Below are 21,803 nucleotides of genomic sequence, written 5' to 3'. Positions count from 1 at the left end.
GATGGCGTTTTGTATGGGGCGCGGCGGAGGATGGAGGAGTCGGTTTGGAAATACGGATGGCCGGGATCGACAGCTCCCGCGCCCCGGTCGGGGTACGGGAGCGGTTCGCGATGACCGCTTCGGCCGCGTCCGAGGCGGCGGCGCGCGCCTGCCGGGAGTTTGGCGCAAAGGGGTGCGTCCTTCTCTCCACCTGCAACCGCACCGAGCTGTGGTTGAGCGGGCGCGCTTCGCTCGAACCCTATGAGCTGCTCTGCGCGCTCAGGGGCGCGGAGCCCGGCGCGCACCGGGACTGCTTTGTCCGCCGCGAGGGCCTTGAGGCAGCGGAACATCTCTTCCAGCTCGCGTGCGGGATGAAATCCCAGGTCTTCGGAGAGGACCAGATTTTGACCCAGGTCGGGACCGCCCTCTCCCTCGCCCGGGAGGCGGGCGCGGCCGACGCGGTGCTGGAAACCCTCTTCCGGTCGGCCGTCACCTCGGCCAAGAAGGTCAAAACGGCCGTCCGCCTGACGGAGGCGGACCAGTCGGTGGCGGTGCGGATGGAGGCGTTTTTGAAGGGCGTCATGGGACCGCTCGCGGGTACGCCCTGCCTGGTGATCGGAAACGGAGAGATGGGGCGGCTCGCGGCGCGGCGGCTTGTGGAGGCCGGGTGCCGCGTCTCGATGACGGTGCGCCGCTACCGCCACGGGGAGGTTTCTCTGCCGGACGGCGTGGAGGCGGTTTCCTATGAGGAGCGGCTCTCCCTCCTGCCGCGGGTGCGCCTGGTGGTCAGCGCGACCGCCAGCCCACACTATACGCTGCGCGCGGCGGAGGTCGGGCCCGCTCTCGCGGGGCCGACGGTATTCTGCGATCTCGCGGTGCCCCGGGACATCGACCCGGCGATCGCATCCCTGCCGGGGGCGCGGGTTTACGACACCGACGGGATCTGCGGCGGGGCGGACGCCCGCCGCGATGAAGCCGCTCTGACGCGGGCGCGGGAGATCCTCGCGGACGGCCTTGCGGAGTTCGCGCGGTGGTATGGCTTTCGCGCGGTGGTGCCCGCGGCAAGGGAGACCGGCGAGCTTGCCGCGCGGGACTTTATGGGCCGGGTGGAAAAGACTGTGCGCGGCCTCGGACTCTCCGGGGAGGCGGAGGAGGATCTCCTCGACAGGCTGCGGGCTTCGGCGGAAAAGACGGTCGACAGGCTGCTCTTCGGCCTGCGGGAGACGCTGCCGTCCGAGCTGTGGCAGCCCTGTATGGACGCGCTGCATCTGGCCGCCGGAGGGCGCGCCGAACCCGCGGGGCCGGGCGATTTTGTCCCTCGGCCCGCGGCCGGAGGGACGGAAAACGCTCCGCGTTTTCCGCTGTTCGTCGATCTGACGAACAGCAAAATCGCCCTCGTGGGCGGCGGCCGCGTCGCGGCGCGCCGCGCGAAGGCGCTCGCCCCCTTCGGCTGTTCCCTCACGGTGATCGCGCCGGACATCTCCCCGGAGATCGAGGCGCTCGGCGCGCGGATCGTCCGCCGCGCCTTCCGGGCGGGCGACTGCGCGGGCTTCGACCTTGTGCTCGCGGCGACCGACGACCGGGAAACCAATCACGCGGTCGGGGAGGAAGCCCGGCGGCTGGGCATCCCGGCGAACGTCTGCGACGCGCCGGGGGAGTGCGACTTCTTTTTCCCGGCGGTCGTACGACGGGACGCGCTCGTCGTCGGGGTGACCGCCAGCGGGACGAACCACGCGCTGGCAAAGGCCGCGGCGGACAGTCTCCGCGCGCGGATGGAGGAATGGATTCCAAAGGAGGTGACGGCGGATGCGGCGACGTAAGATCCGCTTTGGCAGCAGGGAGAGCAGACTCGCGGTCATCCAGAGCGAACTGGTGATGGATGCGATCCGCCGGGCGCATCCCGACTGGGAGCTGGAGCTCGTGACGATGAAAACGACGGGCGACTTGATTCTCGACCGCCCGCTCGACCGGGTGGGCGGCAAAGGCCTTTTCGTAAAGGAGCTTGACCGCGCGCTCCTGGAGGGCCGCATCGATTTCGCGGTACATAGCCTCAAGGACCTGCCGATGGAGCAGCCGGAAGGGCTGCCCATCCTGGCCTATTCCCGCCGTGCCGACCCGCGCGACGTGCTGGTTCTGCCGGAGGGCGCGGACCGCCTGGACCCGGAAAAGCCGCTCGGCTCGTCGAGTCCGCGCCGTGCGCTCCAATTGGGAGGCCTCTTTCCCGGGATGCGGGTGGAAAGCGTGCGCGGCAACATCCAGACCTGCCTCTCCAAGCTGGACGGCGGGCAGTTTTCCGCGCTGGTGCTGGCCTATTCGGGCATCCTGCGCCTCGGGCTGGAAAACCGCGTCAGCCGGGTCTTTTCCACCGATGAAATGCTCCCGGCGGCGGGCCAGGGGATTTTGGCGGTGCAGGGGAGGGCGGGGGAGGACGCCTCCTTCCTCAGCTGCGCCGACGACGAAAATTCGCGGGCTGCGGGGCTCGCGGAACGCGCCTTTGTGCGCGCGCTCGACGGGGGCTGTTCCTCCCCCATCGCCGCCTACGCGGAGCTTCACGGGCAGGAGCTTCGGCTGACCGGTCTCTACTGCCGGGAGGCGGACGGGAGCCATACGGTCGAACGCATGACCGGCAGCCGGACGGACGCGGAAAAGCTCGGCGTCCTGTTGGCCGAACGGATGAGGAGGCGGGTATGAGCGGAAAGGTCTATCTGGTCGGCGCGGGCCCGTCCGACGCGGGACTGCTGACCCTCAAGGGTTATGAACTGCTGCAAACCGCCGACGTGGTGGTGTACGACGCGCTCGTGGGCGGGGAGGTGCTCGGGCTGATTCCGCCCGAAACCCGCCGTGTCGACGTGGGCAAGCACGCGGGGAACCATCCGGTGCCGCAGGAGGAGATTAACCGCATCCTGCTGCGGGAGGCGCTCGAGGGGCATACCGTCGTGCGGCTCAAGGGCGGGGACCCCTTCCTCTTCGGGCGGGGCGGCGAGGAGCTCGAGCTGCTCGCGGAGCGGGGCGTCCCCTTCGAGGTGGTGCCGGGCGTGACCTCGGCCGTCGCGGTGCCCGCCTACGCGGGCATCCCCGTGACCCACCGGGACTGCTGCTCGTCGGTGCACATCATCACCGGCCACACGAAAAAATCGCCGGGCGCGCGCACCGACTATCGGGCGCTCGTCCGCTTGGGCGGCACGCTGGTCTTTTTGATGGGGGTCGCCGCGCTGGAGGAGCTCTGCGCGGGACTGCTCGGCGGCGGTATCGATCCGGCCACGCCCGCCGCGGTTTTGGAGCGGGGGACCACGGCCCGCCAGCGGCGGATTTCCGGAACGGTCGAAACCCTGCCCCAAAAGGCACGGGAAGCGGAGGTCGGGACCCCGGCGGTCATCGTCGTGGGGGAGGTCTGCGCATTGGCGGAGCGGTTCTCCTGGGCGGAGAAGCGCCCGCTCGGCGGCAGGCGGGTGATCGTCACCCGCCCGCGAAAGCTGGCCTCCCGCATGACCGCGAAGCTGCGCGCGCTGGGCGCCGAGGTCTTGGAGCTGCCGTCGATCGTGACGGAGCCGGTCGCGCCGAATCCGGCGCTTGACGAGGCGCTCGCGCGGATCGGCGAATACGGCTGGCTCGTCTTCACGAGCCCGACGGGGGTGCGCGTCTTCCTGGAGCACCTGCGCGAAACCCGCTTCGACCTGCGGCGGCTGGGCGGGGTGCGGCTGGCCGCGATCGGCCCGTCGACCGCCGGGGCGCTCGAGGAGCACGGGCTGCTGCCCGCGCTCCTGCCCGATCGCGCCTACGCCGCCGCGCTCGGCGCGGCGCTGGCGGAACGCGCCGCCGGGGAGCGGGTGCTCATCTGCCGCGCGAGGCAGGGCTCGCCCGAACTGACGCGCGCGCTCGACGCGGCGGGGATCTCCTATGACGATCTCCCGCTCTACGAGACGCGTTACGCCCATCCGGACGCGAAGCGCGCGGCGGAGCTGCTCGACGCGGGGGAGATCGACTATGTGGCGTTCACGAGCGCGTCGACCGTTCGGGGGTTCGCAGAGACGCTCGGGAAACGGGATTACCGGAAGGTACGCGCGGTGTGCATCGGGGAATCGACCGCCGCGGCCGCGCGGGAATACGGGATGTGGGTGGAGACCGCCTCGGAGCCGTCGATCGACGCGATGGCAGACCGGATGGCGGAACTGAGTGAGAAGGAGCGTAAGGGATATGGAACTTATTGAGAGGCCGAGAAGGCTGCGGAAAACCCCGGCCGTCCGCGGGCTGGTGCGGGAGACGCGGGTGTCGAAATCCGCGCTGGTCTATCCAATCTTCGTCAAGGAGGGGCGGGGGATCGCCGAGCCGATCCCCTCGCTCGACGGGCAGTTCCGCTACAGCCCCGACATGCTGCATGTGGAGCTTGAAAAGGTGCGGGAGGCGGGAGTGCCCGCCGTGCTGCTCTTCGGGCTGCCCGCGCATAAGGACGAATGCGGCTCGGGCGCGTGGGACGACGAGGGCGCGGTGCAGCAGGCGCTGCGGCTGGCCAAACGGGACTTTCCCGAACTCTATCTCATCACCGACGTGTGCATGTGCGAATACACCTCCCACGGGCACTGCGGCATTTTGAACGGCCGGGAGGTCGACAACGACAGGACCCTTGAGGTGCTTGCCAAGACCGCCCTCTCCCACGCGCGCGCGGGCGCGGACATGGTCGCGCCCTCCGACATGATGGACGGCCGGATTCTCGCGCTGCGCCGGGCGCTCGACGGCGCGGGCTTTTCCGACACGCCGATCATGTCCTACGCGGTCAAATACGCCTCCGCCTTCTACGGGCCCTTCCGCGACGCGGCGGGTTCGGCGCCCGCCTTCGGCGACCGGCGGGGCTACCAGATGGATTACCACAACGTCCGGGAAGCGGTCCGGGAGGCGGCCCTCGACGTGGAGCAGGGGGCGGACGTCCTGATGGTGAAGCCCGCGCTCTCCTATCTCGACGTGGTGCGCGAGGTCAAGTCGCGGTTCGACCTGCCGCTGGCCGCCTACAGCGTCAGCGGGGAATACGCGATGATCCGGGCGGCGGGGAAGGCGGGCCTCATCGATGAGGCGGCGGTCGCCTGCGAGGCGGCGGTGTCCGTCTTCCGCGCGGGCGCGGACATCCTCATCACCTACTACGCCAAGGAGCTCGCGGGCTGGATCGACGAGGGGAGGATCGGCTGATGGGACGTTCGGAGGAGCTGTTCGAGCGGGCGAAAAGGGTCATCCCCGGCGGGGTCAACAGCCCGGTGCGGGCGTTCGGCTCGGTGGGGATGACGCCGCGCTTCATCTCCCGCGCCGACCGGCAGAAAATATACGACGCGGACGGGCGTGCATACACCGATTACGTCGGCTCGTGGGGGCCGATGATCCTCGGGCACAACCATCCCGTGGTGCGCGAGGCGGTCGAGCGCGCGGTGAAGGACGGCCTCAGCTTCGGCGCGGCGACCGAGCGCGAGGTGGAGATGGCGGAGCTCGTCTGCGGGGCGGCCCCGTCGGTCGAGCTGGTGCGGATGGTCAATTCGGGCACCGAGGCGGTCATGAGCGCGGTGCGCGCGGCGCGCGGCTTCACCGGCCGGGACAAGCTCGTCAAATTCGCGGGCTGCTACCACGGCCACAGCGACGCGATGCTCGTCAAGGCGGGCTCGGGCGTGATGACGGCGGGGGTGCCGGACAGCGCGGGGGTGCCCGCGGCCTGCGCCGGCGACACGCTGACCGCCGCCTATAACGACCTTGAGAGCGTGGAGCTGCTTTTCGCGGAGAACCCGGGGAAGATCGCGGCGGTCATCGTCGAGCCTGTCGCCGCCAATATGGGCGTGGTGGAGCCCGCCGGGGGCTTTTTGAAGGGGCTGCGGCGGCTCTGCGACGAAAACGGCGCGGCGCTCATCTTCGACGAGGTGATCACCGGCTTCCGCCTGGCGTTCGGCGGCGCGCAGGAGCGGTACGGCGTCGAGGCCGACCTCGTCACCTACGGCAAGATCATCGGCGCGGGGATGCCGGTGGGCGCCTACGGCGGGCGGCGGGAGATCATGGAGCGGGTCGCGCCGGTGGGGAGCGTCTACCAGGCGGGCACCCTCAGCGGCAATCCCGTCGCGATGGCGGCGGGGCTTGCCCAGCTCCGTTATCTGCGGGAGCACCCGGAGGTCTACGCGCATATCGAAAGCCTCGGCCGGAGGCTGCGCGCCGGGCTGCGGGAGGCCGCGCCCGGCTGCGCGGTGACGGGCGCGGGGTCGCTCTGCTGCCTCTTTTTTACCCCCGGCCCGGTCGTCGATTACACGACGGCGAAGGCGGCCGACACCGCGCGGTTCGCGCGCTGCTTCCGGTTTTTGCTCGAACGGGGGATCTACACCGCGCCCAGCCAGTTCGAGGCGCTCTTCCTCTCGGACGCGCACACCGAGGGGGATGTGGACGCCCTTGCGGCCTGCATCGCGGATTTTTTCCGCACGGAAAAAAACTGAACGGGACCGGAAAGGGCCGCCGCGGGAAACCGCGTCGGCCCTTTCCATTGCAAAACCCTGGCCATCCGATTCATTTTTTCAATTGGCAAGCATATTGTTAACTATGTTATACTATTCACAAAGGGAGCCGTGCCGTCCGGGGACGCTCCATCCAACGAGGAAAGGCGGAAGAAAACAGATGGGATATCGCTTGAGCTATCCGGAGGCAGACGAGCTCTTCCGGAAACTGTCGGCGGAGTATGAGATCTACGCGCCGAAGCTGTTTGAGAAACAGGGCCGTTATTCCGATACGGACATTGTCCGGTACGACCGGGTAAAACGGGCCGAGGAGATCGTCTGGGACCGCAAATCGGACTTTTCGGCCAAGGAGGTCGTCAGCCCGATCACCCAGACCATTTTTTACTTTACCGAGGACGAATACCGCGAGAGCCGCACGGGCGCCAAAAAGCTCCTCATCTTCCTGCGCCCCTGCGACATCAACGCGTTTGAGCACCAGGACAAAATCTACCTGGAGAACGGCGGCATCGCCGACGTGTTCTACCAGCGGGTGCGCGACCGGGTGCGCTTTGTGCTGATGGAGTGCACCGAGGGGTGGGACACCTGCTTCTGCGTCTCGATGGGTGCCAACCGCACGAACGACTATTCTGCCGCCGTCCGGCACGACGAAAACGGCCTGCTCTTCACGGTCCCCGACCCCGAGCTGGCCCCCCATTTCGCCGGGAACCGGGAGGAGCCGTTCGAGGTCCGGTTCATCGAGCAGAACGATTTCACCGTGGAAATCCCCGAGATCCCCAATAAGGACGTGCTCAACAAGCTCAAAAAGCACCCGATGTGGCAGGAGTTCAACGACCGCTGCATCAGCTGCGGAAGCTGCACCGTCGCGTGCAGCACCTGCACCTGCTTCACCACGGTGGACAAAATCTACGACGAAAACGCCCACGCGGGCGAACGCCGCCGCGTGGCGGCCTCCTGCCAGGTGGCGGGCTTCGACTGCATGGCGGGCGGGCATGAGTTCCGCACGACCCCGGCCGACCGGATGCGCTACCGCGTCCTACATAAGGTGCACGACTACAAGGCCCGTTTCGGCGATTTTCACATGTGCGTGGGCTGCGGGCGGTGCAGCGCGAGATGCCCGAAGTTCATCTCGTTCCCCGCCACCATCAACAAGATGGCCGCCGCGATCAAAGAGATCGTCGCCGCCGAACGCCAGTGAAAGAAGGAGGATACCGATGAACAATCCCGTCATGCCGAAACCCCATCAGATTCTGGATATCATCCGGGAGACCAATCTGGAATACACCTTCCGGATTGAGACGGATATGCGTCCCCAGCACGGGCAGTTCTTTCAGCTCTCCCTCCCGCGCGTCGGCGAGTGCCCCATATCGGTGAGCAATTTCGGGGAGGGGTGGATGGAGTTCACCATCCGCTCGGTCGGCAAGGTGACCGACCAGCTGTTCTCCCTCCAGCCGGGCGACGAGCTTTTCGTGCGCGGCCCCTACGGAAAGGGCTGGCCGATCGACGAGCTGCGCGGCAAGCACCTCGTCGTCGTCGCGGGCGGCACGGGCGTTTCGCCGGTGCGCAGCCTGCTCAACAAATGCGCCGCCGAGCCGGACTTCGTGAAGAGCGTCGACCTCATCTGCGGCTACAAAAATGAGGACTGCATCCTCTTCCGCCCCGACCTCAGACGCTGGGCGGAGAAATTCCGCGCGATCTACACCCTCGACAGCCAGGTGTGCGAGGGGTGGGAGACGGGGCTCGTCACCACCCACATCTCGAAGGTGCCGTTCGACTCCTTCGGGGACGATTACGCGGTGATCATCGTCGGCCCGCCCGTCATGATGCACTTCTGCGGTCTGGAATGCAAAAAGCTCGGCATCCCGGACGAAAAGATCTGGGTCTCCTTCGAGCGCAAAATGTCCTGCGCCGTGGGCAAATGCGGGCACTGCCGCATCGACGAGACCTATGTCTGCCTGGAAGGCCCCGTATTCAACTATACGGTCGCCAAAGACCTGTTGGATTGAGGAGGGAACAAGCGGATGAACCAGGATATCAACATTAAAAAACTCCAGAAGAACTGCTGGCGGCAGTCGAAGGTGCCGGGCGAATTCATGCTCCAGATGCGGGTCCCCGGCTCGATGATCAGCGCAAAGCACCTCGAGCGGGTCCAGTATATCTGCCAGACGTGGGGCAACGGCAATTTCCACGTCGGCATGCGCCACACCCTCAACGTGCCGGGCGTCAAATACGAGGACATCCCGGCGGTCAACGACTACATCTCCGAGTACCTCGAAGAGGTCGAGTGCGACATGTGCGACGTCGACATGGAGACCGACGCGGGCTATCCGACGATCGGCTCCCGCAACATCATGGCCTGCATCGGCAACACCCACTGCATCCTCGCCAACTACAACACCCAGGACCTCGCCCGCAAGCTGGAACCGCTCGTCTTCCCGAGCCACTACCACATCAAGATGTCCCTCTCGGGCTGCCCGAACGACTGCGGCAAGGGCCACTTCAACGATTTCGGCATCGTCGGCATCTCCAAGATGGTCTACCACTATGAGCGGTGCATCGGCTGCGGCATGTGCATCGACGCGTGCAAAAAGCACGCGACCGGCGTGCTCTCCTTCACCGAGGACAAAAAGATCGCCAAGGACACCTGCTGCTGCGTCGGCTGCGGCGAGTGCGCGACCGTCTGCCCCGCGGGCGCGTGGACCCGCAGACCCACCAAATTCTTCCGCGTGCTGGTGGGCGGGCGCACGGGCAAGCAGTCCCCCCGTATGGGCAAGACCTTCCTCAACTGGGTCACCGAGGACGTCCTCCTCGCGGTCATCGGCAACTGGCAGAAGTTTTCCGCCTGGGTGCTGGACCACCAGCCCGTCTATATGCACGGCGGCCACCTGATCGACATGGCCGGCTACGACAAGTTCAAGGAGATGATGCTCGAGGGCGTCACGCTGAACCCCGAGGCGACGGTGGCGCAGCGCATCCTGTGGACAGAGACCGAGTACCGCGCCCAGATCAACGTGATCCCGCTTTCCGAGCACCCCAAGGCGGGCCCGCGAAAATAATGGGCCGCCTGCCGGAAAAAGCCTCCCGCGCATACGCGCGGGAGGCTTTTTTGGCGCCGGTCAGCCCCCCGAAAAGGTGGCGCAGACCTCGCCGAGAAGGTCGAGGAAGGCCCCGGCGGGGTCGGGGAGGGGTCGGTCATTCGGAAGGATGTAGGAAAAATCGCGGGTGTAGGAGCTGCGGACGGGCAGCTCGACCAGTTCGCCACTGCGCAGCTCGTCGAGCATGACGAGCCGGGAGAGGAAGCAGACGCCGAGCCCCTGCTTGACGACCTCCTTGATGGCAAAATTGGAGTTGTATTCGATGCGGTTCTCCACGCGGATGTGGTTGGAGGAGATGAAGCTGTCGAGGTACTGCTCGGTGCCGGAGCCCTGCTCGCGGGTGATCCACAGTACCTTGCCCAGCCTGCCGGGGCTGGCGTCCCCAAGCTCCACCGCGAGGGCGGGGGAGGCGGCAAGCACGAGGTGGTCGGTATAGAAGTCGGTGCGCTGGAAGCTGTGGGGGATGTCCCGCCCCTCGATGAGCCCCACGTCGATCCGCCCGTCCTCGAGCGCGTCGCAGACCTCGCGGGTGTTGCCGACCAGCACCCCCGCGCGCACGTCGGGATACCGCCCGCAGAAAGCCGCCAGGACCCTGGGAAGCATATGGTCGCCGATCGTCATGCTCGCGCCGATCTCGAGGCGTTGGACGGCGGCGCTGTGCCGGATCTGGTCGAGCTCCCCGAAGGTGTCCTCCAGGGTGCCGAGCACCTTTTTGGCGCAGCGGTAAACCGCCTCGCCCGCCTCGGTCAGCTCGATCTGCCGGGAGACGGCCGAACGGGTGAGCAGGCTTGTCCCGCCGAAAAAGATCTCCACCTTCTTGACCTGCTGGCTGACGGTGGGCTGGGAGAAATTCAGCTTCTGCGCCGTGCGCGTGAAGTTCTTGCTCTCCGCCACCTCCACAAAGGTCCGCAGTTCCTCGAACAACCTCAGTCACTCCCCTCTGTACATTGATCCTATCATAGCACCTTTCGGCCCCGGCATCAAATCCCAATGCAAAATTGCGCGGAGGGGATTGGAATTCCCGGGGAAATGAGGTACAGTGTAAGGGAAGCGAACGAAAAAGACGGACAGGGGGAACTCGTCATGCGATTTGCTGTAATCGGCACCAATTTCATCACCGACCGGCTCCTGACGGCAGCGGGGGAGGTCCCGGGGTTTCGGCTGGAGGCGGTCTGCTCCCGCACGCGGGATCGCGGGAGGGAATACGCCGCCAAGTGGGGCGCGCCCGGGGTCTTCACAGACCTCGACGAGCTGGCCGCCTGCCAGGAGGTGGACGCGGTCTACATCGCGAGCCCCAACGCTCTGCACCGCGCGCAGGCGGTGAGGATGCTCCGCGCGGGAAAGCACGTGCTCTGCGAAAAGCCCGCCGCCTCCAACGCCCGCGAGCTCCGGGAGATGTATGCCGCCGCGGATAAAAGCGGCACGCTGCTTCTGGAGGCGATGCGCCCGGCGTTTCTGCCCTCCCTCGACCGGCTGCGCGAGGCGCTCCCGAGGATCGGCAAGGTGCGGCGCGCGGTGCTCAGCTTCTGCAAATACTCCTCGCGCTACGACCGGTTCCGCGCGGGCGTCATCGAAAACGCCTTCAACCCCGCCCTCTCCAACGGCGCGCTGATGGACATCGGCGTCTACTGCGTGCACCTGCTGCTGCTCCTCTTCGGGGAGCCGGAACGAATCCAGGCGGCCTGCGTCAAGCTCGAAAACGGGGTGGACGGCGCGGGCACCATCCTCGCGTCCTACGGGGGGATGACCGCCGAGCTGCTCTACTCGAAGATCAGCGGCATGGACGACCGCAGCGAGCTCCAGGGGGAGGACGGCAGCATCTTCCTGGGGGACATCAGCCGCCTGGGGGATCTCCGCCTGTCCCTGCGGGGCGGCGGCGGGGAGACGCCCCTGCCGGTGGAAACGGCGGAGCACGACATGCGCCACGAGCTGGAAGCGTTCCTCAGGATGGCCGAGACGGGCCGGGGAGAGGAGCCCCACCGCCGCCGGTCGATCGCCGCGATGGAGCTGCTGGACGAGGCGCGGCGGCAGTGCGGCATCCGTTTCCCCGCCGACGAAACGCGGTAATAGCGATAAAACGGGAACAGGGCGCCCGCCATTCGGCGGGGGCCCCTATTTTATGCGGGCGGGTCCTCGCCGCCGCAGAGCAAGCGCTGGCATTCGAGCAGCTCGACGGTCCGGAAGAGCTCGTCGGGCGTGCCGGCCGGCAGGTTCGCTTCAAGGATTTCCCGCCGCAGACCGGGCGGGAGCGCGTCGAGCAGGGCGCGCGGCGCGGGATTGGTATCCGTCACGGCCATCGCCTCCAAACGGTTATTTGGACAGCCCCTCGAGGATGTTCCCCGCGTAGCGTTCCAGCTCGGCCTGCGTCTGGATGCGTTCCCCGCCGCGGTGGACCAGGTCCTGCACATAGCTCGGCAGAGCGCTGTAATACTGCTTGGCGCGCGCGTCCCGCTGGAGCAGGGCGTCGAGTCCGGTGGGGAAGCTCCCGTTCACTTTTGACATGTTCATCACCTCGCCCTATAGTATGGGGCGGGGCGGAGCCCTTCATGCAGGGGACGGAAATTCAGAGCAGGCAGGGGTTGCCGATGATGCAGAGCAAAAAGAAGATGATGAGCGCGATCAGAAAGACCGCGAGGCAGCCGTCGCATCCGGGCGCGCCGGAACGGCAGCGGGGGCAGTTTTCCGGGCGGCAGCCGCAGCTTTCCCGGTCGGGGCAGTCGGAACAGTTCATCAAGGATCCCTCCCATACCGATTTATATGCGGGGGAGGGCGGACAGATGAATGGCCCCCGCCGAACGGAGGGAACGGCGGGGGCCGGAGAATGGAATTGGGAGTAAATCGGAATGACTACCGCCCGAGCACCTGCATGACTCCCCGCACGGTCGTTTCATTGACGGCGAGGTAGCAGTCGTTGGAGGGCGGAAGGGAGGACCCGAAATTCAGCGTCGGGTTCAGCAGGGTCGAAGGGTCGGAAACCTGCGCGGTGCCGCCCAGATGGACGCGGGAAACGCCCGTTTCCTCGACGAGGCGCAGGATGTTGCCCGCGCGCACGCCGCCCCCTGCGAGGACCTGGATCCGGTCTCCGTACATCTGCTGCATCGCGCGGATGGCGGGCGCGCCGGTCAGCGCGTCGGCGCAGCCGCCGCTCGTCAGCACGCGGGTCACCCCGAGGGAGACGAGCTTCGACGCGGCGTCGAGCATGTTTTCGGTGACGTCGATGGCCCGGTGGAAGACCGTCTCGCAGCCGCCGGTACATTCTAGGAAGCGCGCGCACCGCTCGTAATCGAGACGGCCGTCGGCGGTCAGGAAGCCGAAGACGACGCCGTCCGCCCCCATCCGGGAGAAGCGGCGCGCGTCCTCGCACATGACGGAGAAGTCCTCGTCGGAATAGCAAAATCCCGCGCCGCGCGGACGGACCATGACGCTGACGGGCAGGGAAACCTGCTCCTTGACCAGGGCGACGAGGCCGGCGGATGGGGTAAGCCCGCCCAGCAGATGGGCGGACACCAGCTCGATCCGGTCGGCGCCCACGCGTTCGGCCAGTTTGCAGTCCTCGAGCGAGCCGCAGCAAAGCTCAATGGACACGCGGTTTTTCATGGGAACGCCTCCTGGGGAAGAAGAGGGTCTCACTTCTTATAGGTGATCGCCGCCGTCCTGCCCCCCTCGGCGGGGCCGGGGCAGGCGGTCATCGACTTGATCGCGTCAAGGTTGGTGATGATGCAGGGGGACATCGGGGAAAGGCCCTGCTCCCTGATGAAGCCGATGTCCATCTCCATGATCTTGTCGCCCTTTTTGACCTTCTGGCCGACCTCGACAAAGCTCTGGAAGCCCTTGCCCTCGAGCTTGACGGTGTCGATGCCCAGGTGGACGAGGATCTCCAGGCCGTCGTCCGACTCGATGCCCATCGCATGGAAGGTGTGGGCGATCTGGAAGATCGTCCCGTCGACGGGGGAGTAGACCGTTCCTTCGGTCGGGTCGACGGCGATGCCGTCCCCGAGCACCTTTTCCGCAAAGACGGGGTCGGGGACCTCGGTCACGGGGATCACCTTCCCGGTCAGCGGGGCCGCGATTTCAAGTTGTTTGCCTTTCAGAAAGTTCAGCATACCCTATTCTCCTTATACTGTTGCCCGCTGCCGGGGCTTTTGATAGTGCAAGATATCCCTCTCCGCCGCGGCGGAGAGGGATATCCGAAAGACGGATACGGTTTTGATCAGAGGAACTTCTTCATCGCGTCGACGAGCAGCTCCGCCTTCATGCCGACGATGACCTGAGTGACCTGGGTCCCAGCCTTCATCACGCCCGAGGCGCCGAGAGCCTTGAGGTCCTTCTCGTCGATCTCCTTGTTGCTGACAAGGACGAGGCGCAGGCGGGTGATGCAGCTCTCGATCTCCTTGATGTTTTCCTTGCCGCCGAGGACCGCGATATATTTCTGGGCGAGCTCGTCGAAGCCGATGTCGTCGGCCAGCTTACCGAAGTCCGCGGTTTCCTCGTCATCCTCGCGGCCGGGGGTTTTGAGGTCAAACTTCTTGATGACGAAGACGAACAGGAAGAAGTAGATGACCGCCATGATCAGGCCGATGACGATCGACAGGGCGGGTTTGGTGGAAATGCCCCAGTTGAGGACCATGTCGAAGAGGCCGGCCGAGAAACCGAAGCCCATCTTGATGCCGAGCATGACGCTGACCGCCATGGAAACGCCGGTCAGGACGCCGTGGATTACGAAGAGGCCGGGAGCGAGGAACATGAACATGAACTCGATCGGCTCGGTGATGCCGCAGAGGAACGCCGGGATCGCGACGGAGATCATCGCGCCGCCGATGGCGGCCTTGTTCTCCTTCTTCGCGCAGAAGTACATGGCAAGCGCGGCGGCCGGCAGCGCAAACATCATGATCGGGAAGAAGCCGGCCATGTAGTTTCCGGCAGTCGGGTCGCCCGCGAAGAAGCGGGTCAGGTCGCCGTGAACCACGGTGCCGTCAGGCTTGGCGAACTCGCCGAAGTTGAACCAGAAGTAGGAGTTGAGCACGTGGTGCAGGCCGACGGAGAGCAGCACGCGGTTGAAGAAGCCATAGATTGCCGCGCCGGCCGCGCCGATGCTGGAGAGGAATCCGGCGAAGGTGTCAAGCATCTTCTGGATGAACGGCCAGACAAAGCCGAAGCCGATACCGGCAAGCAGCGTGTAAAGGCCGGTCATGATGGGGACGAAGCGGCGGCCGCCGAAGAAGGCGAGCCAGTCGGGCAGCTTGGCGCTCTTATACTTGTTGTAGGCGACGCCCGCTATGACGCCCGCGATGATACCGCCGAAGTGCGCCATGTTGACCGAAGCGACGCCGGCGTAGAGGCTCTGCGCCCAGGCGAAGCCGCCGACCGAACCGAACAGGCCGGTGGCGCCCTCCGCGACGGGAGTGACCAGCCAGCTGAACAGCGCGCCCGCGGTGCCGTTCATGACGTAGAAGCCGATGGCGCCCGCGAGGCCCGCGGCGCCGTTGTTGTCCTTCGCAAAGCCGATCGCGACGCCGATCGCGAAGAGCAGCGGCAGGTTGTCGAACAGCGCGGAACCGGCCGCCGAGATGAAGGGCAGGTTGAGCAGATCGCCCTGTCCGAGGCGGAGCAGCAGAGCCGCGACCGGAAGGGAGGCGATGGGCAGCATCAACGCTTTGCCCAGCTTCTGGAGCTTTTGCAGGAACGTGGTTTTTTCCATGTGTCTACCTCCTAAAACAGAATCTATTATGTACGGGGCGAATTCCCCGTATACAGACAAAGCCGGAATCTACATCTGGACCAGCAGGCAGATGTGGACCGCCAGAAACGCCTTGTGGTCTTCGGAAAGCTCCGCGCCGATCTCCCGTTTCATCAGGTCGGAGACCGCCTGCGCGGCGCGGTAGTATTCTCCCATGCTCAACCGGACATACTGTTTGACGGGCATCTCAAGCGGGGCGCCGCGCAGCGCGGAGCTGATCAGACGGTTGAGGCTGGTCAGGAAGTTTTTGCAGGCGGAGGAGTTGGTGTCGAAGGTTCGCCCGAAGCACCGTCCGACCACGAGCACCGCCTGTTTATAGAACCGGGCGTTTTTCATGGCGGTATTGATGTGCTTGTTGCGGCGGGCGGAGTAGAGATGTAGGGCGATGAAGCCCTTTTCCGGTTCGCCGATATCGACGTCGACCTCCCTGCGGATGAGCTTGGCGGCGATCTCCGCGACCTCGAACTCCCGCGAGCACATGATGGCGATCTCGCCGATGAAGGGGTTGTCGATCGGCAGCCCCATCTTGAGGCGTTCGATCGCAAACGCGATGTGGTCGTAGAGGGCGTCGTAGAGCTTGTCGTTGGTGATGTCGAGCTTTTCGCGCGCGATCTCCACGATCTCCTGGGTCACCTTCTCGACCTTTTCGATGTCGTAGTTGAGCCGTTTGATCTCGCTGGGGTTGACGCTCTCGTCCAGGATGGAAAAGACCTTGTTGTCCGGATCGTCGCCATTGATCAGGTCGCCCTTGCGCGCACCGAACCCGACGCCCTTGCCGATCAGCACGATCTGCTTGCCGCCCGGCTCCTCGGCCAGGACGACGTTGTTGTTATAGACCTTCAGCACTTTGTAGTGCATGCCGCGCGCCCTCCTTCAAGCCGTCCCCCGTGAAAGCCGACCGCGCGCGCCGCCCTGCGGCGGCGCGGCACTTACAGGTTTTCGGTGAGGAACTTTTTGATGGCCTCGGCGGCTTCGGCCTCCCGCTCGCCGTCGACGGCGACGGTGATCTCGTCGTTCTGCTTGACGCCCAGCCCCATCAGCGCGAAGAGGCGCTTGCCGTCGGCCGACTTGCCGTTCACCGAGATGGTGGTCGCGGCGGGGAAGGACGCGATGCACTTGACGAGCAGCCCGGCGGGGCGCGCGTGGATGCCGAGGGCGTCGTTTATTTTGTAGGTAAAGGTCTGCATGAAATGATCCTCCTTTTGAGCGGATGCGGATGTACCGGCGAAAATCGGGGAAAAATAAAAGGCACAAACTTTCCAAACAATTCAACCAATCGTCCGAAAGCTTATGCCTGATCGCATCAGTAACATCACTTTGCATCTTCTGTTTGGTTTCAGTTTAACAGCTGAGATATATTTTGTCAATATTATGGACACATTTTGTTAACAATAACAGAAAATGGATAAAAAATTGTGGATTTATCCCTAAAAAATTCTTTTTTTAAACAAGAGCCCTTGTAAAGACGAATGGAGCCACTATAATGAAACTAAGCGACCCGCGGACAGGGCCGCAGCAAAAAAGGGGGAACCGACCATGAGAATATACGTTGCGAAGGACTACCACGACATGAGCCGCAAGGCCGCCAACATCGTCTCCGCGCAGGTGATCATGAAGCCCAACTGTGTGCTCGGGCTGGCCACCGGCTCGACGCCCGAGGGCATCTACGCCCAGCTGATCGACTGGTACAACAAGGGCGATATCGACTTCTCTTCCGTCAAGTCGGTCAACCTCGACGAGTACAAGGGCCTTCCGCGGGAGAGCGACCAGAGCTATTACTACTACATGAACGAGCATTTCTTCAAGGGAATCAACATCAGGCCGGAAAACACCCACATCCCCAACGGCATGGAGCCGGACAGCGAAAAGGAGTGCGCGCGATACAACCGGGTCATCGAGAGCGTGGGCGGCATCGATCTTCAGATCCTGGGCATCGGCGCGAACGGCCACATCGGCTTCAACGAGCCGGGCGAGGCGTTCGAGAAGGAGACCCACTGCGTCGCGCTCACCGAGAGCACCATCGAGGCGAACTCCCGCTTCTTCGAGAACCGGGACGACGTGCCCCGCTACGCCTATTCGATGGGTATCAAGTCGATCATGCAGGCGAAAAAGATCCTGCTCGTCGCCAGCGGGGCGGGCAAGGCGGACGCGATGTACGCGGCGCTCTGCGGGCCGATTACGCCGGCGGTGCCCGCGTCGATCCTCCAGCTCCACAACGACGTGACCGTCGTGGCGGACGGCGCGGCGCTCTCCAAAATCCAACTGTAAAAGCCCCGCGGCGCGGGGACGGAGGTTCCAGATGATTATCAAAAACGCACAGGTCTATACCGAAGGGTTCGCCTTTGAAAAGCGGGACGTCGCGGTGGAAGGGGAGCTGTTCGCCGAAACGGCAGGCGGCGGTACGGTCGACGCGTCGGGGCTGCTCATGCTTCCCGGGCTGATCGATATCCATTTTCACGGCTGCGACGGCTACGATTTCTGCGACGGCACCGACGAGGCGCTCGACGCAATCACCGCCTACGAGGGCAAAAACGGCGTGACCGCCATCTCGCCCGCGTCGATGACGCTGGCGGAGGAGACGCTCATCGCGATCTACCAAAACGCCGCGCGCTACTCCTACCGGGGCGGCGCGATGTTCCTCGGCGTCAACATGGAGGGGCCCTTCTTCAATCCCGCCAAGAAGGGCGCGCAGAACGGCGCCTTCCTGCGCGAGCCGGACATCGGCATGTTCCGGCGGCTGTGGGAGGCGGCGGACGGCAAGGTCAAAACCGCCTGCGTCGCGCCCGAGCTGCCCGGCGCGATGGAGTTCATCGACGAGGCGAAGCGGTACTGCGCCGTCGCGGTGGCCCACACCACCTCGGACTACGATACGGCGATGGAGGCGTTCCGGCGGGGCGCGTCCCGCGCCATCCACCTCTACAACGCGATGCCGCCCTTCTCCCACCGCGCGCCCGGCGTGGTCGGCGCGGTGGCGGACAGCGGCGCGATGGCGGAGCTCATCTGCGACGGGGTGCACATCCACCCGGCGGTTGTGCGCGCGACCGTCAAGCTGCTCGGGGACGACAAGGTCGTGCTCATCAGCGACAGCATGATGGCCACCGGCCTTTCGGACGGGGCCTATTCGCTCGGCGGCCAGCATGTCGACGTCAAGGGCAACCTCGCGACCCTATCGGACGGCACGATCGCGGGCTCCGCGACCAACCTCTTCGACTGCATGCGCTGCGCGGTCAAATTCGGCGTGCCGCTCGAGAGCGCCGTCCGCATGGCCACGATCAATCCCGCCAAAGCGATCGGCGAGGACGGCCGCATGGGCTCGATCGCGTCCGGAAAGCTCGCCAACTTCGTGCTGGCCGACCGGGAGCTGAATATCCGTGCGGTCTATGTGAAGGGAAAACAGCTCTGACCCGGCGGGGAAATCTTCGGGAGGTGCAGGAATGATAGTATTAAACGGCAAGAGCGTGTTCGGCGGAATCGCGTTCGGCAGGCTGGCGTTCTATGAGCGCCGCCAGCAGAACATCCACCGCCGTAGCGTCGACGACCCGCAGGCGGAGATCGCCCGGTTCGAGGACGCGAAGACAAAGGCCGTCGAACAGCTCGAGGCGCTCTACCAGAAGGCGCTCGTCGAGGTGGGGGAGACCAACGCGATGATCTTCCAGATCCACCAGATGATGCTCGAGGACCTCGACTACTGCGATTCGGTCACCAACATCATCACCTCCCAGGGGGTGAACGCGGAGTACGCCGTCGGCGTGACGGCGGATAACTTCGCGCAGATGTTTTCCGCGATGGACGACCCCTATATGCAGGGGCGCGCGGCGGACGTCAAGGACGTGTCCGAGCGGCTGGTGAACGTGCTCTGCGGCGTGCAGAGCGCGGGGGTCGACTCGGCCGGGCCGGTGGTCATCGCGGCGGACGACCTCGCGCCGAGCGAGACGGTCCAGCTCGACAAAAACAAGATTCTCGCGTTCGTGACCAAGCGCGGCTCGGCCAACTCCCACACCGCGATCCTGGCGCGCACGATGAACATCCCCGCCGTGATCGGCGTGGGGGATGCGCTGGAGGAGGCCTATAACGGCCGCGAGGTCATCGTGGACGGCTTCTGCGGGCAGATTTACGTCGACCCCGATGCGGAGACGACGGCGGCCCTGCGCGAAAAGTGGGAGAAGGAGAACGACAAGCGCCGCCTGCTCCAGGAACTGCGGGGCAAGGAAAACGTCACGGTCGACGGTCATAAGGTGCTCATCTACGCCAACATCGGCAGCCCCTCCGACATGGGCGCGGTGCTCGCCAACGACGCGGGGGGCATCGGGCTCTTCCGCAGCGAGTTCCTCTACCTTGAGAGCAGCGGCTACCCGAGCGAGGAGGAGCAGTTCGCCGCCTACCGCACCGTCGCGGAGACGGCCGCCGGCAAGCGGGTGGTCATCCGCACCCTCGATATCGGCGCCGACAAGCAGGTGGATTATTTTCAGCTGCCCAAGGAGGACAATCCCGCGATGGGCTACCGCGCCATCCGTATCTGCCTGACGCGGGAGGACGTCTTCAAGACCCAGCTGCGCGCCCTCTACCGCGCGTCGGCGTTCGGCAACATCGCGATCATGTTCCCGATGATCACCTCCGTGTGGGAGGTCCGCGAGATCAAGCGGATCGCCGCCGAGGTGCGGGAGGAGCTGAAGGCGGCGGGCATCCCCTATTCCGAAGAGGTCGAGCTGGGCATCATGATCGAGACGCCCGCGGCGGCGATGATCAGCGACCGGCTCGCGCCGGAGGTGGACTTCTTCAGCATCGGCACCAACGATCTGACCCAGTACACCCTGGCGATCGACCGTCAGAACCAGAAGCTTGAACGGTTCTACGACGCGCACCATCCGGCGATCCTGCGGTTCATCAAGCTGGTCGCGGACAACGCCCACAAGGCGGGCATCTGGATGGGCATCTGCGGCGAGCTTGCCGCGGACCCCGAGCTGACCGAGACCTTCCTCGCCATCGGGGTCGACGAGCTGTCCGTTTCGCCGCCCTACGTGCTCGAGCTGCGCCGCCGCGTCCGGGAGACGAACGTGGCGGAGGTCCGTGAAAAACTGCTTGCGGCGTTTATGGAGTAAAGACAAATTACTTGACAGTAAAACAAAGCGGCCCGCAAAGCCTCAATGGCTGTGCGGGCCGCTTTTGCAGTTGCTACAAGGATCATGTTAAGTAAAGCTGCTTTACGGGAGAAAAACAGGCTAGTCGTGCCGGCCCCAGAGCGCGGCGAGCTGCTTCTGCCCGGCGGTGGTCATCCGCTTGGAGATGTTCCCGCGGATGAAATCCTGGTTGTCGATGTAGAGGCCAAACTCTGTACGGTCGTCCTCATCCGCGAGGGTGGACAGGTCATGGCAGCCGTTAAAGAAAAGCAGGTTCACGCGGTAGATTTCATTGAGCACGCCGAAATAGAACTTGTTCTGGCGGCTGTTGGCTTTGGTGGCTTCCAGAACCTGCCGCAGGGCGTTCTGCATCGTCTCGTGCCGTTCCCGCACATAGGCGTCGCAGCCGCGCCGCAGGACCTCCTGCATCTCGGGGGACTGCTGTTCGAAGGGGAGCATCCGGACGGCGCCGTCCTCAAGCGTTTCCGTGGCGGGCTTGCAGCTCAGCCCGGAAAGGGTGTGGTTGGCGGCCTCGGCAAAGGCGATGCCGAACGGATCGCACATCCGCCGGATCTTCTGGTGGGCCTGATTGATGACAATGAAGGCAATGACGATCAAAACCATCATCATCCCATAGGCCAGCAGGTATGTTGAATCCATAAACAGTTCCTCGCTTCTGGCCGCAAAGCGGCCTGATAATCTGTATTTTTTCTAGTATACCGCAGAGGAAAGGGCTCGTCTATATGAAATGTGCACAAAAATGGAAAAAGCCGGGCGCGCGATCCTTGCGCGCCCGGCTTTCATAAGTCCGTTATTTCTTCTTGAGCAGCCCGACAAAGGCGCTGAGCAGGAGGGTGAGCGCGGCGAGATTCGCATGGCGTTCGCCGCCGCGGCCGGTATTGGGGCCCTGCTTGGTGGGGAGCGCGGACAGAGGCACTTCCTCATCCTCAATTGTCAGGAGGCCTTCGGGGACGGTTTCATCCCTGGGCTTGAGGATCGGGGTGGAGGGGGTATCGGGGCGGTCGCTGCCGCTGCTTCCGCCGCCGCCGGGATTGCTGCTTCCGCCGGTCTTCACATAGTGGAAGGTGACGGTATAGACGTTGCTCGGGTCGTACTGGAAGATGTTGCCGCTGATTTCCACGTCGTTTGCGGATACGGTAATCGCATTGTCCGACAGAAGCGCTGGGAACGCCGCGGAGCGGAGCGCCGCGTCCTTCTCGATCAGCTCGCTGCCGAGCTTGTGCTTGAGCTCGGAACGCGCGTCGCGGCAGGACTGGATATTCGATTCGAGCGATTCGATCTGCTCCTCAAGGGTCGGTTTTTCGTTGCCCTTGCTGTCGCTGTCCCGATCCCCGGAACCCTGCTGATCATCGGAACCCTGCTGATCATCGGAACCCTGCTGATCATC

The 21,803-nt window shown here is 64.9% G+C and carries 23 protein-coding genes; 12 read left to right on the top strand and 11 right to left on the bottom strand.

Annotation, left to right across the window (positions count from 1 at the left end; all coding sequences use genetic code 11):
• Window positions 1-44: 44 nt before the first annotated feature.
• The 8 genes from NE609_RS04465 (at window position 45) to asrC (ending at window position 9,502) form a co-directional block, all read left to right on the top strand.
• Window positions 45-1,799 carry an NAD(P)-dependent oxidoreductase gene (locus NE609_RS04465; RefSeq protein ID WP_256151871.1) on the top strand — a complete coding sequence of 585 codons (1,755 nt, stop codon included), beginning with the start codon at window positions 45-47 and terminating at the stop codon, window positions 1,797-1,799.
• A complete protein-coding gene (hemC, locus tag NE609_RS04460; RefSeq protein ID WP_256151870.1) occupies window positions 1,786-2,670 on the top strand; it encodes a hydroxymethylbilane synthase in 885 nt (294 codons plus the stop codon). The genes NE609_RS04465 and hemC overlap by 14 nt, the downstream gene beginning before the upstream one ends.
• Window positions 2,667-4,187: a uroporphyrinogen-III C-methyltransferase gene (gene cobA / locus NE609_RS04455; protein WP_256151869.1), complete on the top strand. Its 1,521-nt coding sequence runs from the start codon at window positions 2,667-2,669 to the stop codon at window positions 4,185-4,187. Before hemC ends, cobA begins: the two co-directional genes overlap by 4 nt.
• The gene (hemB, locus tag NE609_RS04450; RefSeq protein ID WP_121586234.1) at window positions 4,174-5,157 is read left to right on the top strand and encodes a porphobilinogen synthase; all 984 of its coding nucleotides are present in this window, start codon (window positions 4,174-4,176) and stop codon (window positions 5,155-5,157) included. The genes cobA and hemB overlap by 14 nt, the downstream gene beginning before the upstream one ends.
• The gene (hemL, locus tag NE609_RS04445; protein WP_256151868.1) at window positions 5,157-6,431 is read left to right on the top strand and encodes a glutamate-1-semialdehyde 2,1-aminomutase; all 1,275 of its coding nucleotides are present in this window, start codon (window positions 5,157-5,159) and stop codon (window positions 6,429-6,431) included. Before hemB ends, hemL begins: the two co-directional genes overlap by 1 nt.
• Window positions 6,432-6,609: 178 nt before the next feature.
• Complete coding sequence (asrA, locus tag NE609_RS04440) at window positions 6,610-7,644, top strand: anaerobic sulfite reductase subunit AsrA (RefSeq protein ID WP_256151867.1); 1,035 nt, start codon at window positions 6,610-6,612, stop codon at window positions 7,642-7,644.
• A gap of 16 nt (window positions 7,645-7,660) precedes the next feature.
• Window positions 7,661-8,452, top strand: a complete 792-nt coding sequence (asrB, locus tag NE609_RS04435; RefSeq protein WP_101550383.1) for an anaerobic sulfite reductase subunit AsrB — start codon at window positions 7,661-7,663, stop codon at window positions 8,450-8,452.
• Window positions 8,453-8,467: 15 nt separating this feature from the next.
• Complete coding sequence (asrC, locus tag NE609_RS04430; RefSeq protein WP_121586238.1) at window positions 8,468-9,502, top strand: sulfite reductase subunit C; 1,035 nt, start codon at window positions 8,468-8,470, stop codon at window positions 9,500-9,502.
• 60 nt (window positions 9,503-9,562) lie between these two features.
• On the opposite strand, the gene NE609_RS04425 is transcribed toward asrC, so the two are convergent.
• Window positions 9,563-10,465, bottom strand: a complete 903-nt coding sequence (locus NE609_RS04425) for a LysR substrate-binding domain-containing protein (protein WP_256151866.1) — start codon at window positions 10,463-10,465, stop codon at window positions 9,563-9,565.
• Between the two features lie 159 nt (window positions 10,466-10,624).
• Here NE609_RS04425 and NE609_RS04420 point away from each other — a divergent pair, with 159 nt between their 5' ends.
• Window positions 10,625-11,608, top strand: a complete 984-nt coding sequence (locus NE609_RS04420; RefSeq protein WP_256151865.1) for a Gfo/Idh/MocA family protein — start codon at window positions 10,625-10,627, stop codon at window positions 11,606-11,608.
• Between the two features lie 50 nt (window positions 11,609-11,658).
• Here the strand turns inward: NE609_RS04420 and NE609_RS04415 are convergent, their stop codons facing one another.
• The 8 genes from NE609_RS04415 to NE609_RS04380 all read right to left on the bottom strand — a co-directional run bounded on the left by NE609_RS04415 (window position 11,659) and on the right by NE609_RS04380 (window position 16,465).
• On the bottom strand, window positions 11,659-11,832 hold the full coding sequence (locus NE609_RS04415) for a hypothetical protein (RefSeq protein ID WP_158595568.1): 174 nt from the start codon (window positions 11,830-11,832) through the stop codon (window positions 11,659-11,661).
• A gap of 19 nt (window positions 11,833-11,851) precedes the next feature.
• Window positions 11,852-12,043: a hypothetical protein gene (locus NE609_RS04410; protein WP_121586242.1), complete on the bottom strand. Its 192-nt coding sequence runs from the start codon at window positions 12,041-12,043 to the stop codon at window positions 11,852-11,854.
• 61 nt (window positions 12,044-12,104) lie between these two features.
• Entirely contained in the window at window positions 12,105-12,272 is a 168-nt protein-coding gene (locus NE609_RS04405) for a hypothetical protein (protein WP_256151864.1), read from the bottom strand.
• 116 nt (window positions 12,273-12,388) lie between these two features.
• Window positions 12,389-13,138 carry a copper homeostasis protein CutC gene (locus NE609_RS04400; RefSeq protein WP_256151863.1) on the bottom strand — a complete coding sequence of 250 codons (750 nt, stop codon included), beginning with the start codon at window positions 13,136-13,138 and terminating at the stop codon, window positions 12,389-12,391.
• Window positions 13,139-13,167: 29 nt separating this feature from the next.
• On the bottom strand, window positions 13,168-13,644 hold the full coding sequence (locus NE609_RS04395) for a PTS glucose transporter subunit IIA (RefSeq protein WP_101550395.1): 477 nt from the start codon (window positions 13,642-13,644) through the stop codon (window positions 13,168-13,170).
• 107 nt (window positions 13,645-13,751) lie between these two features.
• Entirely contained in the window at window positions 13,752-15,239 is a 1,488-nt protein-coding gene (nagE, locus tag NE609_RS04390; protein ID WP_121586245.1) for an N-acetylglucosamine-specific PTS transporter subunit IIBC, read from the bottom strand.
• 69 nt (window positions 15,240-15,308) lie between these two features.
• The gene (locus NE609_RS04385) at window positions 15,309-16,136 is read right to left on the bottom strand and encodes a PRD domain-containing protein (RefSeq protein ID WP_121586246.1); all 828 of its coding nucleotides are present in this window, start codon (window positions 16,134-16,136) and stop codon (window positions 15,309-15,311) included.
• Window positions 16,137-16,207: 71 nt separating this feature from the next.
• On the bottom strand, window positions 16,208-16,465 hold the full coding sequence (locus tag NE609_RS04380; RefSeq protein ID WP_121586247.1) for an HPr family phosphocarrier protein: 258 nt from the start codon (window positions 16,463-16,465) through the stop codon (window positions 16,208-16,210).
• A gap of 349 nt (window positions 16,466-16,814) precedes the next feature.
• Here NE609_RS04380 and nagB point away from each other — a divergent pair, with 349 nt between their 5' ends.
• Genes nagB through ptsP form a run of 3 tightly spaced genes read left to right on the top strand, consistent with a single transcriptional unit; the run spans window position 16,815 to window position 20,377 of the window.
• On the top strand, window positions 16,815-17,546 hold the full coding sequence (gene nagB, locus NE609_RS04375; RefSeq protein WP_121586248.1) for a glucosamine-6-phosphate deaminase: 732 nt from the start codon (window positions 16,815-16,817) through the stop codon (window positions 17,544-17,546).
• Window positions 17,547-17,577: 31 nt separating this feature from the next.
• On the top strand, window positions 17,578-18,681 hold the full coding sequence (gene nagA, locus NE609_RS04370) for an N-acetylglucosamine-6-phosphate deacetylase (protein WP_256151862.1): 1,104 nt from the start codon (window positions 17,578-17,580) through the stop codon (window positions 18,679-18,681).
• 31 nt (window positions 18,682-18,712) lie between these two features.
• Entirely contained in the window at window positions 18,713-20,377 is a 1,665-nt protein-coding gene (gene ptsP, locus NE609_RS04365) for a phosphoenolpyruvate--protein phosphotransferase (protein ID WP_256151861.1), read from the top strand.
• Between the two features lie 120 nt (window positions 20,378-20,497).
• On the opposite strand, the gene NE609_RS04360 is transcribed toward ptsP, so the two are convergent.
• Together NE609_RS04360 and NE609_RS04355 are read right to left on the bottom strand one after the other, a co-directional pair.
• A complete protein-coding gene (locus tag NE609_RS04360; RefSeq protein WP_121586251.1) occupies window positions 20,498-21,055 on the bottom strand; it encodes a hypothetical protein in 558 nt (185 codons plus the stop codon).
• Between the two features lie 151 nt (window positions 21,056-21,206).
• A partial coding sequence (locus tag NE609_RS04355; RefSeq protein ID WP_256151860.1) for a hypothetical protein occupies window positions 21,207-21,803 on the bottom strand: 597 nt, incomplete at its 5' end.

Origin of the sequence: Anaerotruncus sp. DFI.9.16 (assembly GCF_024461615.1) — a bacterium.
GTDB classification, from domain to species: Bacteria; Bacillota; Clostridia; order Oscillospirales; family Ruminococcaceae; genus Anaerotruncus; species Anaerotruncus massiliensis.
Note: the sequence above shows the minus strand (reverse complement) of the source record. Positions and strands in the feature narration are given on the sequence as shown.